This window comes from Micromonospora sp. NPDC047793 (genome assembly GCF_040642635.1).
Taxonomy (GTDB): Bacteria; Actinomycetota; Actinomycetes; order Mycobacteriales; family Micromonosporaceae; genus Micromonospora.
On record NZ_JBEYSG010000004.1, the window covers coordinates 512,344 to 526,053 of the forward strand.

Genomic DNA, 13,710 nt, shown 5'->3' on the forward strand with positions numbered 1-13,710 from the left:
GGTGCCTCAGAACGACACCTGCGGGGCATTGCGCTGCGTCGGGTCGTCCGGCTGGAACAGCGCCGCCGGACCGAACGAGAACATCCCGGCCAGCATGCTCGCGGGGAACACCTCGCGCTTGTTGTTGTAGGCCATCACCGAGTCGTTGTACGCCTGCCGGGCGAAGGCGACCCGGTTCTCCGTGGAGGTCAGCTCCTCCGACAGTTGCATCATGTTCTGGTTGGCCTTGAGGTCCGGGTACGCCTCGGAGAGCGCGAACAGTCGGCCCAGCGTGGCGCTCAGCGCGTTCTCCGCGCCGCTGAGCTGCTGCATCGCCGCCGGGTCGCCGGGCGCGGCCGACGCGGCGGTCTGCGCGTTGACGGCGTTGTTGCGCGCCGAGATGACCGCCTCCAGCGTCTCCCGCTCGTGCTTGAGGTATCCCTTGGCGGTCTCCACCAGGTTGGGGATCAGGTCGTGCCGGCGGACCAGCTGCACGTCGATCTGCGCGAAGGCGTTGCGGTACGCGTTGCGGGCCCGGACCAGCCCGTTGTAGATCGACACGCCGAAGCCGAGCACCGCTACGACGATCACCACCAGACACAGCAATCCGATGATCAGTTCCATGGCCGCTCCCTCGGTTGCACGTCGGTTCCAGCGCTCATGATCGTACGGGCGACGGTCCAGAGCTGCCCGTTCTCCCCTGAGGTGTACGCCCGGTGAGGGCGGGACCGCTATGCGTCCCGCCCTCACCCGACTGTCGGATCAGCGTCCGGCCCGGTACGCCTTGACCGCGCTGTCGGCGACGTCCCAGATGGCGATCACGACGATCACCACGATGCTGATCCGGCTGACCGTGGCGAGGCCGCCGTCGCGCAGCCAGGCGAAACGGTCGACGAACTCCGGGTTGAGCAGCCGCTCGTCCTGGAGCAGCCAGATCGCCGGCACCGCGAAGCCCAGGTTGAGCAGGACGTTGACGCCGACCAGCGGCCAGGTCCACCGGCGGGCCCGGTACTTGGCGAACTCCAGACCGATGCTGGCGACCAGGACCACGAGGAACACCGGCAGCCAGAACGTCCAGAGCGCCGGGTCGAGGATCGGCAGCCGGTCGCCGTCACCGATCACCCGCTGGAACTGCTGCCACGGCAGGAAGGCGATGAACAGGACCAGGAACACGATCGAGGCCACCACGTCGGTGAGGCTGACGTCCCGCTCGACGGGCTCCTCGGGTAGTTGGTCGACGGTCCATTCCGGCAGGTGCAGCGGGGTGCCGAACCGTTCCATCGCCGCGAAGACAAGCGTCACCCAGAAGCCGATGTGCACCGCGACGTTGAACGCCGCCCCGATGCCCTCGCCGACCGCGCCGGCCGGGTTCGCGGCGGTGGTGGCCTCCAGCACGCCCATCAGCACGCCGACGACGGCGGGCACGGTGCTCAGCAGCACGATCATCAGGCGTTGCCAGGCCGGGTAGTACTCCGGGCCGATGAGCTGGAGTCTCCGGTCGCTGTAGCGGGCGGCCAACTGTGCCGGGTTGCCCAGCTCGGTGAGGACCTCGCGCTCGGCGGTGGTGGCGTCGAGCCCGGCGGCGGTCCGGCCGTCGACCATGTCGGCGATCGAGGCGCGCAACTCGTCGGCGATCTCCGCACGCCGTCCGGTCGGCACGGAACGCAGCGTGGCGGCGAGATACCGGTCGGTCAGGGAGGTCGTCATCTCCGGGCTCCTTCGATCAGGTCGGTCAGGGAGGTCTGTACGGCGGAGAGGTCGTCCAGCAGCCGGCGCAGCACCTGCTCGCCGGACTCGCTGGTGCGGTAGAACTTGCGCGGCCGGCTCTCCTCGGTGTTCCACTCGCTGCTCAGCAGCCCCTGCTCCTCCAGTCGGCGCAGCAGTGGATAGAGCGTGTTGGCGTCCACCGGGAAGCCGTGCCCGGTGAGTCGTTGCAGGAGCGCGTAGCCGTAGTCGGGTCGACGCAGCGCGACCAGGCTGGCCACCACCACCGTTCCCCGGCGTAGCTCCTGGAGGTGTGTCCGTAGGACGTCGTCGCTGACCATGCGTCACACGATAGTGTGTGCCACACAGCATTGTCCAGCTAGCAATAGTGTCTGTCACGCGACATGGTGTCGGAGCGGGCGTTTCACGTCACAAAGTAAAACTTTGCAGAGGCTGCATCTTTGGTCCTAGAGTTCTGCCGTGACCTCGGAACACTCGACCTCGCTGGGCCGGCGCGACCGCAAGAAGCGGCAGACCCGCGCCGCCCTCGCCACCGCCGCGCTGCGTCTGGTCGCCGAACGCGGACTCGACCAGGTCACCGTCGAGGAGATCAGCGAGGCGGCCGACGTCTCCGCACGCACCTTCTTCAACTACTTCCCGACCAAGGACGACGCCCTGATCGGCGACACCGAGGCCGACCGGGAGGTGGTGCTCGGCGCCCTCGCCGCCGTACCCGCGCACCTGTCGCCCCTGGAGGCGCTCCGGCGCGCCTTCGCCGAGGTCGTCGACGAGGTGCAGGGCAACGCCGAACTGTCGCTGCTGCGGATGCGGGTGGTCAGCCAGCACCCGGTGCTGTTGGCGCGCCTGATCACCGGCAACGCGGTCACCGAACGGGCGCTGGTCGAGGCGGTCGCCGCCCGGACCGGGTGCCCGGCCACCGACGCGTACCCGGCGCTCGTCGTCGCGGTCGCCGGGGCCGCCCTGCGTACCGCGATGATCCGCTGGGCGACCTGCGACGGCGCCGGCTCCCTCGCCGCGCTGCTCGACGAGGCGTTCGCCACCGTCGCGGCGGGACTGCCCGACCCGCGTACCGGCTGACCGCCGCCACACACCGACCTGCCGTCACCCCGGGCGCGACCGTGCCCCGGGCAGTACCACGCGTGAGGAAGCGTCCATGACCGCAACAACCGAGCCGATCGACGCCCACGAGGCGGGCAGCGGCACGATGTCCCGCCGGGAGATCCTCCAGGCCCTCTCGGGGCTGATGGTCGGCATGTTCGTGGCGATTCTCGCCTCGACGGTGGTGGCGAACGCGCTGCCCCGCATCATCGCCGACCTCCAGGGCAGCCAGACCGTCTACACCTGGATCGTGACCAGCGAGCTGCTGGCGATGACCGCCACCGTGCCGCTCTGGGGCAAGATGGCCGACCTCTACAGCAAGAAGCTGCTCATCCAGCTCTCCCTCGGCCTGTTCGTGGTCGGCTCACTGATCGCCGGACTCTCCCGGACCGTCGAGGTGCTCCTGTTCAGCCGGGTGGTGCAGGGCATCGGCGCGGGCGGCATGACCGCCCTCGCGATGATCGTGATGGCGGCCATGATCCCGCCGCGCGAACTGGGCCGCTACGCCGGCATCTTCGGCGCCGTCTTCGGGGTCGGCACCATCGCCGGCCCGCTGATCGGCGGCGTCCTGGTCGACACCTCCTGGCTGGGCTGGCGCTGGTGCTTCCTGATCGGCATCCCGTTCAGCATCGTCTCCATCGTGCTGCTCCAGCGCACCCTGCACCTGCCGGTCACCCGCCGCCGGGTACGCATCGACTGGGCCGGCGCGGCACTGATCACCGCCGGGGTGTCCACGCTGCTGATCTGGTCCTCGCTGGCCGGGCACAGGTTCGCCTGGGCCTCCGGCTGGACCGCGCTGATGGTCGTGGGCGGTCTGGCGCTGCTCGGCGCGGCGGTCTGGGTCGAGTCCCGGGTCCCCGAGCCGATCATCCCCCTGAAGATCTTCCGCAGCCGGACCGTCACGCTCACCACCATCGCCAGCATGCTGGTGGGCGTCGCCCTCTTCGGCGGCACCGTCTTCCTGTCCCAGTACTTCCAGACCTCGCTGGGCAAGTCGCCGACCGTCGCCGGACTGATGAGCCTGCCGATGATCCTCGGCCTGCTGGTCTCCTCCACGGTCGCCGGCCAGCTCATCACGAAGTACGGCCGCTGGAAGGCGTACCTGGTGACCGGCGCCGCCGTGATGGTCGTCGGCATGCTCCTGCTCTCCACCATCGGCACCGAGACCCCGCTGCCGCTGCTCTTCACCTACATGGCGATCCTCGGCACCGGCGTCGGCATGCTCATGCAGAATCTCGTGCTCGCCGCGCAGAACGACGTACCCGCCCACGAACTGGGGGCGGCCACCTCCGTGCTGACCTTCTTCCGCAGCATGGGCGGCGCGATCGGGGTGAGCGCCCTCGGCGCCGTCCTGGCCAACCGGGTCACCGGCCTGATGACCGCGCAACTCGGCCCGGCGGCGGGCGCCGCCGACGGCGGCACCACCGAGGTACCCGACCTGTCCGCGCTGCCCGAGCCGGTGCTGGTGATCGTGCGCGACGCGTACGCCACCGCCACCTCCGAGCTGTTCCTCATCGGCGCCCCGATCGCGTTCCTCGCCCTGGTGGCGGTGCTGTTCATCCGCGAGAAGGCACTGCACACCGTCAGTGGCGACGAGCGGGCCCGTCAGGAGGCGGGCCTGCCGATGCACTGAGGTCGACCGGCTGGCCGATCGCCCCGGGCACTGCCGCCCGGGGCGATCGCTCAGCAGGTGGTGCCCTGCCGGAAGGTGCGCTCCACGAAGGCCGCCGGCCCCACCTGGAAGCCACCGACACCGGGCCGGATCGGATGCCCGGTGAACAACTCCACCCGGGAACCGACCCGCACCAGGTACGCGCTGGCGGTGTCGGCGTCGTTGCGGATCAACTCACCGCGCGGGCCGTAGACCGCCTCCAACCGGTCGAAGCTCATCCCCACACCCGCCCCGGCCGGGGAGTACGGCGGCGCGGTGGCCGTGAACACCTGGACCAGCCGCCCGTGCCGGAACGTCAGCAGGACGACACCCGCCCACTCACCGGTCACCCCGGCGTCCACCACGCCCCCGCAGCCCGCAACGGTCCAGTCGATCAGCCCGGCGGCGGTCAGCCGGTCCAAGGACGTGCCGATCCGGAACGGACCGGCTCCCCGGACACTCAACAGATCGGTCCCCGCCGTTCGAACGGCAGCGGCGGGCACGTCTGCGGTCGTCACGGTGACAAGAGGTACGTCTGCTGTCGTCACGGTGACAGCGGGCGTCCCCACCCTCACCGACGGTTGGGCGGCGGAGAGACCGGCTCCGGTCTGCGGATGGGCTGGTTGGGGTGTGGACCCGGCCTGGGCCGGAGCGGCCCCGACGAGGGCCAGGACAGTCGCGACAGCGACATACACGAGACGGTGCACGGAGATCGCCTCCTCGGCATCGAGTTCCTACCCCGTTCGTCCCCACCCCCGCCCTCCCGGTTCGCCACCCCGCCCACCTTTTCTCCCCACCCCACCCACCCCACCCAGCTCGGCCCGGCCCGGGTTGGCCCGGCCCTGGGCTGGCTGGCCGGGTTGCCTGGCCGGACCCCCGGCCCGCGTTGATCAAGAAGTTTGGTCACTTTGCGAGGGGCTTGAGGACGCAAACTTCTTGGTCAACCGCTGCGCGTGGCCGGTCTTCGGCAACACGCGCTCTGATCGGACGGTCGGGCGAGGGGTTGGCCGTGCCAGTCGGGATTTCCAACGTCAGGCTCCGTCGATCATGGAGTTGAGGCTCTGGTCTATCGATCATGGAGTGGGGGTTCTGGCGTTGTGCTGATATGCCCGTTATGGGTCTGCCGCAACTCCATGATCGGCAGGGCAGGGCAGGGCGGCGGAGGGGCGGGGCGGAAGGGCGGGGCGGAGGGGCGGGGCGGGGGGTGGTTGCCGGGGTGGTGGGGGAGGGGCAGGGTGGGGCGGTGGGGATGCCTGCGGGGTTCGGGGTGTACCGGGTGGAGCGGCTGCTGGGAGTGGGGTCGTTCGCGACCGTGTGGCTGGCGTACGACCCGGGACTGGACGCCCGCGTGGCGATCAAGGTGCTGGCCGAGAACTGGCACCACGACGTACGCGTCCGGGAACGCTTCCTGGACGAGGCCCGCCTGCTGCGGCGCATGGAGGACGACCGGCTGGTGCGGGTACGCGCCGTCGGCGAGCTGCCGGACGGGCGGCCGTACACCGTGCTGGACTGGGCCGACGGGGGCAGCCTGCGGGACCGGCTCGCCGACGGGCCGCTGCCGGTGCCGACCGCCCTGACCGTGCTCGGCGAGATCGCCGCCGGAGTGGCCGTCCTGCACCGGCACCGGGTGGTGCACCGCGACCTCACGCCCGGCAACATCCTGTTCCGCAGCACACCGGCCGGTGAACGGGTCCTCATCGCCGATCTCGGTCTGGCCAAGGCGCTCGCCGTCGCCTCGGGACTCACCGTGCGCGCCGGTACCCCCGGTTACATGGCGCCGGAGCAGGACGACCCGCTGGCGGTCGTGGACGTACGCGCCGACGTGTACGCGCTGGGCCGCCTCGGCCTGCGCCTGCTCGGCATTCCACCACCCGGCCGCCCAGACCCCAGGGACGCGACCCCTGCGTCCGACCACTCTGACCTTAGGGACGCGACCCCTGCGCGCGAGCTCCCTCGACCCGAGGACCCGACCACTCCATCGTTGGCCGGAGGTGCCGACCGGCTGCACGTCGACGGGACACGACTACGGCTGGGCGTCCCACCGGCGGTGGCACAGGTGTTGCGCCGGGCCGGGGCGACGCGACCGGACGACCGTCACCCTGACGCCGCCGACTTCCGGTCCGCGTTGCTGGCCGCCACCGCCAGTGCCGCGACCGCCAGTGCCGCGCCGCCGGTGACCGCCGCCGTGGCCGCCCTCGATTCGGCCACCGTCGCGACCGTCGGCCCTGCTCCGGCCGCCACCGCCATGAACGACCCCGTGTCGGATGTCGACAGGCGTACGCCGTGCGCTGTCGACGCGGGTACGCCGACGGCTGTCGCCCGTGTCGGTGCGACCACGACCGGCGGGACGACGGCCGTCCCCGTCGCCCCGGCCGTCTCCGGGACCGCGCGACCCGACGGTGGGCACGCCGGGCCGGTGCGGGCGCGACGTCGGTGGTGGGGTGGCGTCGGGCTGGTCCTGGTGCTGGTGGCGACGGCGGGTGCGGTGGCGGCCGACGCGACGGCGGTGACGCGTACCGCGACGAGCGGAGCGCTGCGCGTGGACCTGCCGGACGGGTGGCGGTCGGCGGGCACCGGCTGGGCCGGCCGGTACGGCGGGGACGGGCGACTCGAACCGGCCCTGGTGATCTCGCCCGAGCCGGACCGCTGGGCCGTCGATCCGACGGTGCCGGGGGCGTTCCTGGGACTGTCCGCGTCCGCCGGACGGCGCACCGACCCGGCCGGGTTCGTCGCCGAGCAGCCGCACGCGGACTGCACCCCGGCGCCGGTGCGGCGGGTACGTCGGAGTGGGCTGGACTGGGTGGTCGCCCGGTTCGACTGTGCCCGGGACCGGCCGGTGCTGGTGGAGGCGGCGGCCCGCGCCCCGGTCGGTCTGCTCTACGCGCAGGTGGTGCCACCACCCGACACCGCCGACGCGTTCGTCGAGAGTCTGCTGGACGGAGTACGGGTCGGCTAGCGCACCACCACCGTGACCACGTGGACCGTGCCCTCGTACGGGATGGTGACGTCCACGGTGCCGCTGCGGAGGAAGCGGACGTCGACCACCCCCGCCTCGTAGTGGCTGTCGGCCAGATCCGTCCGGTCCACGGTCACCTGCCCCGGCCCGATGCCCTGGATCCGCAGCACGCCACCGGTGGCGAGGCAGAGCGACGTCGGCATCGGGCCGACGTCGGCCAGCACCAGGTCGTACCGGACCGCGCCGAGGCAGGCGTCGGGCGTGGTGGGGGACGGTGGTCGGGGCGTACTCCTGCGGGTGGTCGGGACCGGCGCGGGCGGCGACGGGCTCCGTGTGGCCCGGACGGACGGCGGCCGGGGGTCGGTGGTGGTCGGCCCGGCCAGCGGCGGCGCGCCCGTGGTCGGCGCGGCGGGCGACGACGGCGCCGGGGTGGGCGGCACGACCGGCAGCGGCGCCACCGGCCGGTCCGCGCATCCGGCGGTGATCAGGAGTACGGCGAGGAGCGGCGCTGCCCGGCGGTCAGCCGCCCGCATCGGTGAGCCTCTGCCGGACCTGCCGGCGGGCCTCGTGGATGCGGGACTTCACGGTGCCCTCCGGCAGACCGAGCAGGTCGGCGATCTCGCGGTAACCCAGGGCGAGCACGTCGCGCAGGGTGAGTGCCTCGGCCAGCTCGGGGCGGATGGCGTCGAGCGCCTCCAGCAGGTCCAGCCGGGTGCCGGCGACCACGCTGGTGCGGCGCGGATCGGGCGGGTCCGGCAGCGGCACCCCGCCCGCCTCGACGAGCCACCGCCGTCGCAGCCCCCGGTAGGTCGAGCGGGCCCGGTTGGCGGTCACCCGGTAGAGCCAGGTGTGGAACGACGCGCGCCCCTCGAATCGGCCGATGCCCCGGGCCACCGCGAGCAGGGCGTCCTGGCAGGCCTCCTCGGCGTCCTCCCGGTTGGGCAGCAGCCGGCCGCACAGCCGCAGCACCTCGGGACGGATCGCCGTCAGCAGGGCGTCGAGCGCGGCCGAGTCGCCGCGCGCCGCCGCGCCGGCCAGGTCGTCGATCCCGTCCGCCAGGGTCATCGTGCCGTCCCGTGCTGGTGTCGTTCCAGGCTACGCCGCCGCCCCGCGACCGCGCCGCCCCGCGACCGCGCCGCCGCCGCTGTGCCGCCCGTGCCTGCGTCCCCGTGACCGTGCCGTGTCGCCCTGCGGGGTGCCGTCCCGGTCTGGCCGCGCCGCTCCGTGACCGGTCGCCTGCGCCTGGTCACGCCGCCGTGGTGGGCCGGTGGACCGCGCCGGCATGATCCGCGACACCCCGGCGGACCGGGGGTGCGCGGCGCGCTGGAACGGCCTCCGGCGGCAGGGTTAGGGTTAGCCCCGACCGTCTCGATCATCCGACCCGGGGGGCTCCGTGGGCGATTCGTTCGCGCATCTGCACGTGCACACGGAGTACTCGATGCTCGACGGTGCGGCCCGCCTCAAGGACCTGTTCGCCGAGGTCAAGCGGCAGGGGATGCCGGCCGTGGCGATGACCGACCACGGCAACATGCACGGCGCGAACGACTTCTACAAGCAGGCCATGGCCGCCGGGGTCACCCCGATCCTGGGCATCGAGGCGTACGTGGCGCCGGAGTCGCGGTTCCACAAGAAGCGGGTGCGCTGGGGTCGCCCGGAGCAGAAGAGCGACGACGTCTCCGGCAGTGGCGGTTACACGCACAAGACGATCTGGGCGCGCAACAAGACCGGCCTGCACAACCTCTTCACGCTGACCAGCAAGGCGTACACCGAGGGCTACTTCGTCAAGTGGCCCCGGATGGACGCCGAGCTGCTGGCCGAGTGTGCCGACGGGCTGATGGCGACCACCGGCTGCCCCTCCGGCGAGGTGCAGACCCGGCTGCGGCTCGGCCACGACGCGCAGGCCCTCGAGGCCGCCGCGAAGTACCAGGACATCTTCGGCAAGGAGAACTACTTCCTGGAGCTGATGGACCACGGCCTGGACATCGAGAAGAGGGTCCGGGACGGGCTGGTCGAGATCGGTCGCAAGCTGGGCATCCCGCCGGTGGTCACCAACGACTCGCACTACACGCACGAGGCGCAGTCCGAGGCGCACGACGTGCTGCTCTGCGTGCAGACCGGCAGCAACGTCGCCGACCCGAACCGGTTCAAGTTCGGCGGCAGCGGCTACTACATCAAGTCCGCCGACGAGATGCGCGGTGTGGACGGCTCCGACGTCTGGCTGGAGGGCTGCCGCAACACGCTGCTGGTGGCCGAGCGGGTCGACCCGACCGGGATGTTCGAGTTCCACAACCTGATGCCGCGCTTCCCGGTGCCCGAGGGCGAGACCGAGGAGTCCTGGTTCCGCAAGGAGACCTTCGTCGGCCTGGCCCGCCGCTACCCGCAGGGCATCCCCGAGGGCCACGTCGTGCAGGCCGAGTACGAGCTGGGCGTCATCATCCAGATGGGCTTCCCGTCGTACTTCCTCGTGGTCGCCGACTTCATCCAGTGGGCCAAGAACCAGGGCATCGCGGTCGGCCCCGGCCGGGGCTCGGCGGCCGGGTCGCTGGTCGCGTACGCGCTGGGCATCACCGACCTGGACCCGATCCCGCACGGGCTGATCTTCGAGCGGTTCCTCAACCCCGAGCGCGTCTCCATGCCGGATGTCGACATCGACTTCGACGAGCGTCGGCGCGGTGAGGTGATCAAGTACGTCACCGACAAGTGGGGCGAGGACAAGGTGGCGCAGATCGCCACCTTCGGCACGATCAAGGCGAAGGCCGCGATCAAGGACTCGGCGCGGGTGCTCGGCTACCCGTACGCGGTCGGCGACCGGATCACCAAGGCCATGCCGCCGGCCGTGATGGGCAAGGACATCCCGCTCGAAGGCATCTTCGACCCGAAGCACCCCCGGTATGCCGAGGCCGGCGAGATCCGGGGCATGTACGAGTCCGAGGCCGACGTCAAGAAGGTCATCGACACCGCCCGGGGCATCGAGGGGCTGATCCGGCAGACCGGTGTGCACGCCGCCGGTGTGATCATGTCGGCCGAGCCGATCATCGAGCACATCCCGCTGATGCGTCGGGACTCCGACGGGGTCATCATCACCCAGTTCGACTACCCGACGTGCGAGTCGCTCGGGCTGTTGAAGATGGACTTCCTCGGCCTGCGCAACCTCACCATCATCGACGACGCGGTCAAGAACATCCAGCTCAACCACGGCAAGGAACTCGACCTGCTGGGCCTGCCGCTGGACGACAAGCCCGCGTACGAGCTGCTGGCCCGGGGCGACACCCTGGGCGTGTTCCAACTCGACGGCGGGCCGATGCGGTCGCTGCTGCGGATGATGAAGCCGGACAACTTCGAGGACATCTCCGCCGTGCTGGCGCTGTACCGCCCCGGCCCGATGGGCGTCGACTCGCACACCAACTACGCGCTGCGCAAGAACGGCCTCCAGGAGATCACCCCGATCCACCCGGAGCTGGAGGAGCCGCTGCGGGAGATCCTCGCCCCCACCTACGGCCTGATCGTCTATCAGGAGCAGGTGCAGCGCGCCGCGCAGATCCTCGCCGGCTACACGCTCGGCCAGGCCGACCTGCTGCGTCGGGCGATGGGCAAGAAGAAGAAGGAGATCCTCGACAAGGAGTTCGGCCCGTTCCGGGACGGCTGCCGCGAACACGGCTACTCCGACGAGGCCGTCCAGAAGGTCTGGGACGTGCTGGTCCCGTTCGCCGGGTACGCCTTCAACAAGGCGCACTCGGCCGCGTACGGGCTGGTGTCGTACTGGACGGCGTACCTGAAGGCGCACTACCCGGCCGAGTACATGGCGGCGCTGCTGACCTCCGTCGGCGACGACAAGGACAAGATGGCCATGTACCTGTCGGAGTGCCGCCGGATGGGCATCCAGGTGCTGCCGCCGGACGTGAACACCTCCGCCGGGCCGTTCACCCCGGTCGGCAAGGAGATCCGCTTCGGCCTCGGCGCGATCCGCAACGTCGGCGCCAACGTGGTGGCGGCGATCATGCGGTGCCGCGACGAGAAGGGCGAGTACGCGGACTTCTACGACTTCCTGTCCAAGGTGGACGCGGTGGTCTGCAACAAGAAGACCATCGAATCGCTGATCAAGGCCGGGGCGTTCGACTCGCTCAAGCATTCGCGCAAGGCGCTGCTCACCGTGCACGCCGACGCCATCGACGCGTACGCCGACGTCAAGCGCAAGGAGGCCGTCGGCCAGTACGACCTCTTCGGTTCGGGCTTCGGCGACACCGAGACGGCGACCACCACCACGGTCATGCCCGTCATCAGCGACGGCGAGTGGGACAAGCGCGACAAGCTCGCGTTCGAACGCGAGATGCTCGGCCTGTACGTCTCCGACCACCCGCTGTTCGGTCTGGAACACGTGCTGAACGCGGCGGCCGACTGCACCATCGCCACCCTGTCCGAGGAGGGCACCGTGCCCGACGGCGCGGTGGTCACCCTCGCCGGCATCCTCTCCGGCGTGCAGCGTCGGGTCACCAAACAGGGCCGGGCGTGGGCCTCGGCGACCCTGGAGGACCTGGCCGGTGGGGTGGAGGCGCTGTTCTTCCCGAACACCTACGAGGTGATCGGGCAGTACATCGCCGAGGACGCCATCGTGGTGGTCAAGGGCCGGATCGACCGGCGCGACGACACCCCCCGCATCATGGCGATGGACATGCAGTTGCCGGACGTCAGCAGCAACCCGGCGAGCAAACCGGTCACCCTGACGATCCCGGTCAACCGGCTCACGCCACCGCTCGCCGACCGGCTCAAGGAGACCCTGCTGCTGCATCCCGGCGACACCGAGGTGCACGTGAAGCTGCACCGCAGCGGGCGCGTCGAGACCTGGCGACTCGGCCTGTTCCGGGTCGCCGCCACCACCGCCCTGATGGGTGACCTCAAGAGCGTCCTCGGCCCCGCCAACGTGAGCTGACCCTGCTCGGCCTGCACGACACGGGTGCCGGAACGGTTCTCGGAACGCAGGCCCTTAGCGCGGGTCGGGAGCCAGGGCGCGCGGATTGGCGCTGGGGCGCGGGCGTGACCAGGGCTAACGTCGGGGCGTGGAACTGGAACAGGCACAGAAACTGTGGCAACCACAGCCCGGATGGCTGAACACCGCCAGTTACGGGCTGCCGCCGGACCCGGCGTGGGAGGCGTTGCAGGACGCGCTCGCGGCGTGGCGAGCCGGACGCGGCTCGTGGGAGGGCTGGAGCGAGACGACCGACCGGTCCCGGGCCGCGTTCGCCCAGTTGGTCGGGGTGCCGGTGGCAGACGTGTCGGTCGGCGCCGTCGTCTCCCAGATGCTGGCCCCGGTCGCCGCCGCGCTGCCCGCCGGGGCGCGGGTGGTCGTTCCCGAGGTCGAGTTCACCTCCAACCTCTTCCCGTGGCTGGTGCAGGAGGAACGGGGCGTGCAGGTTCGCACCGTACCGCTGGGCGGGCTGGTCGACGCGATCGACGACAGCACCGACCTGGTGGCGTTCAGCCTGGTGCAGTCCGCCGACGGGGCGGTGGCCGCGTACGACGAGATCGTCGCGGCGGCCCGAGCGCACGGCGCGCTCGTCGTGGTGGACGCCACCCAGGCGTGCGGCTGGCTGCCGTTCGACGCGAGCCGGGCCGACGTGGTCGTGGCCGGCGGCTACAAGTGGCTGATGGGACCGCGGGGCACCGCGTTCGCGTACCTCGATCCGGCCCTGCGGGAGCGGCTGCGGCCCGACGCCGCCGGCTGGTACGCGGGCCGCGACCCGCACGCCTCCTACTACGGGCCGCCGCTGCGGCTCGCCGACGATGCCCGCCGCTTCGACATCTCGCCGTCCTGGTTCAACTGGGTCGGCGCGGCCCCGGCGCTGGAACTGCTGCTGGAGATCGGGGTGCCGGCCGTGTACGCGCACGACGTGGCGCTGGCCAACCGGTTCCTCACCGGCTTGGGGCGACCGCCCGGCGACAGCGCGATCGTCACCGTGGAGGTGCCCGACGCGCAGCACAAGCTGGAACGGGCCGGGGTACGCGCAGCCGTCCGGGCCGGCCGGGTCCGCGCCTCCTTCCACCTCTACACCACCCCCGAGGACGTAGACCTGGCCCTCGACGCCCTGCTGTCCTGATGTAAGGAAGGGCCCCCTGTTACCGCCTGGTGTATAGCAGGGGACCCTTCCTAACGTCGTGGATCCGTCGACGGCCGACACCCTGTTGGGGGTGCCGGCCGTCGTGGTGGTGTGGGGTCAGCTGTTCCAGTGTGCGGCGACGAGGTCGGCGGCCTGTTGTTCCCACTGGGCGTAGTGGTCGGGGAATGCGGAGACCTGGACGGTCTGGG

General features: G+C 71.3%; 11 protein-coding genes. 5 read left to right on the plus strand and 6 right to left on the minus strand.

Annotated elements, in window-relative coordinates; all coding sequences use genetic code 11:
• Positions 1 to 6: 6 nt before the first annotated feature.
• The 3 genes from ABZ738_RS12435 to ABZ738_RS12445 form a co-directional block, all read right to left on the minus strand.
• The gene (locus tag ABZ738_RS12435) at positions 7 to 603 is read right to left on the minus strand and encodes a LemA family protein (RefSeq protein ID WP_176093276.1); all 597 of its coding nucleotides are present in this window, start codon (positions 601 to 603) and stop codon (positions 7 to 9) included.
• 138 nt (positions 604 to 741) lie between these two features.
• Positions 742 to 1,686: a permease prefix domain 1-containing protein gene (locus tag ABZ738_RS12440; protein WP_131053737.1), complete on the minus strand. Its 945-nt coding sequence runs from the start codon at positions 1,684 to 1,686 to the stop codon at positions 742 to 744.
• Entirely contained in the window at positions 1,683 to 2,024 is a 342-nt protein-coding gene (locus tag ABZ738_RS12445; protein ID WP_131053736.1) for a PadR family transcriptional regulator, read from the minus strand. Before ABZ738_RS12445 ends, ABZ738_RS12440 begins: the two co-directional genes overlap by 4 nt.
• A gap of 139 nt (positions 2,025 to 2,163) precedes the next feature.
• Between ABZ738_RS12445 and ABZ738_RS12450 the strand changes: the two genes are divergently transcribed.
• Positions 2,164 to 2,781, plus strand: coding sequence for a TetR family transcriptional regulator (locus ABZ738_RS12450; RefSeq protein ID WP_131053735.1), 618 nt, complete (start codon positions 2,164 to 2,166; stop codon positions 2,779 to 2,781).
• Between the two features lie 76 nt (positions 2,782 to 2,857).
• Positions 2,858 to 4,435: an MDR family MFS transporter gene (locus ABZ738_RS12455; RefSeq protein ID WP_131053734.1), complete on the plus strand. Its 1,578-nt coding sequence runs from the start codon at positions 2,858 to 2,860 to the stop codon at positions 4,433 to 4,435.
• Between the two features lie 50 nt (positions 4,436 to 4,485).
• Here the strand turns inward: ABZ738_RS12455 and ABZ738_RS12460 are convergent, their stop codons facing one another.
• Positions 4,486 to 4,917, minus strand: a complete 432-nt coding sequence (locus ABZ738_RS12460) for a hypothetical protein (RefSeq protein WP_357212708.1) — start codon at positions 4,915 to 4,917, stop codon at positions 4,486 to 4,488.
• A gap of 785 nt (positions 4,918 to 5,702) precedes the next feature.
• On the opposite strand from ABZ738_RS12460, the gene ABZ738_RS12465 reads away from it, so the two are divergent.
• Positions 5,703 to 7,409 carry a serine/threonine-protein kinase gene (locus ABZ738_RS12465; RefSeq protein WP_357212710.1) on the plus strand — a complete coding sequence of 569 codons (1,707 nt, stop codon included), beginning with the start codon at positions 5,703 to 5,705 and terminating at the stop codon, positions 7,407 to 7,409.
• On the opposite strand, the gene ABZ738_RS12470 is transcribed toward ABZ738_RS12465, so the two are convergent.
• Positions 7,406 to 7,942, minus strand: a complete 537-nt coding sequence (locus tag ABZ738_RS12470; protein WP_357212712.1) for a hypothetical protein — start codon at positions 7,940 to 7,942, stop codon at positions 7,406 to 7,408. The genes ABZ738_RS12465 and ABZ738_RS12470 overlap by 4 nt on opposite strands.
• Positions 7,929 to 8,474: an RNA polymerase sigma factor gene (locus ABZ738_RS12475; RefSeq protein WP_357212714.1), complete on the minus strand. Its 546-nt coding sequence runs from the start codon at positions 8,472 to 8,474 to the stop codon at positions 7,929 to 7,931. Before ABZ738_RS12475 ends, ABZ738_RS12470 begins: the two co-directional genes overlap by 14 nt.
• A gap of 328 nt (positions 8,475 to 8,802) precedes the next feature.
• Here ABZ738_RS12475 and dnaE point away from each other — a divergent pair, with 328 nt between their 5' ends.
• Together dnaE and ABZ738_RS12485 are read left to right on the plus strand one after the other, a co-directional pair.
• The gene (gene dnaE / locus ABZ738_RS12480) at positions 8,803 to 12,336 is read left to right on the plus strand and encodes a DNA polymerase III subunit alpha (RefSeq protein ID WP_176093278.1); all 3,534 of its coding nucleotides are present in this window, start codon (positions 8,803 to 8,805) and stop codon (positions 12,334 to 12,336) included.
• A 127-nt stretch (positions 12,337 to 12,463) separates the two neighbouring features.
• Positions 12,464 to 13,501 carry an aminotransferase class V-fold PLP-dependent enzyme gene (locus ABZ738_RS12485; protein WP_131055820.1) on the plus strand — a complete coding sequence of 346 codons (1,038 nt, stop codon included), beginning with the start codon at positions 12,464 to 12,466 and terminating at the stop codon, positions 13,499 to 13,501.
• The last annotated feature ends 209 nt before the right edge of the window (positions 13,502 to 13,710 follow it).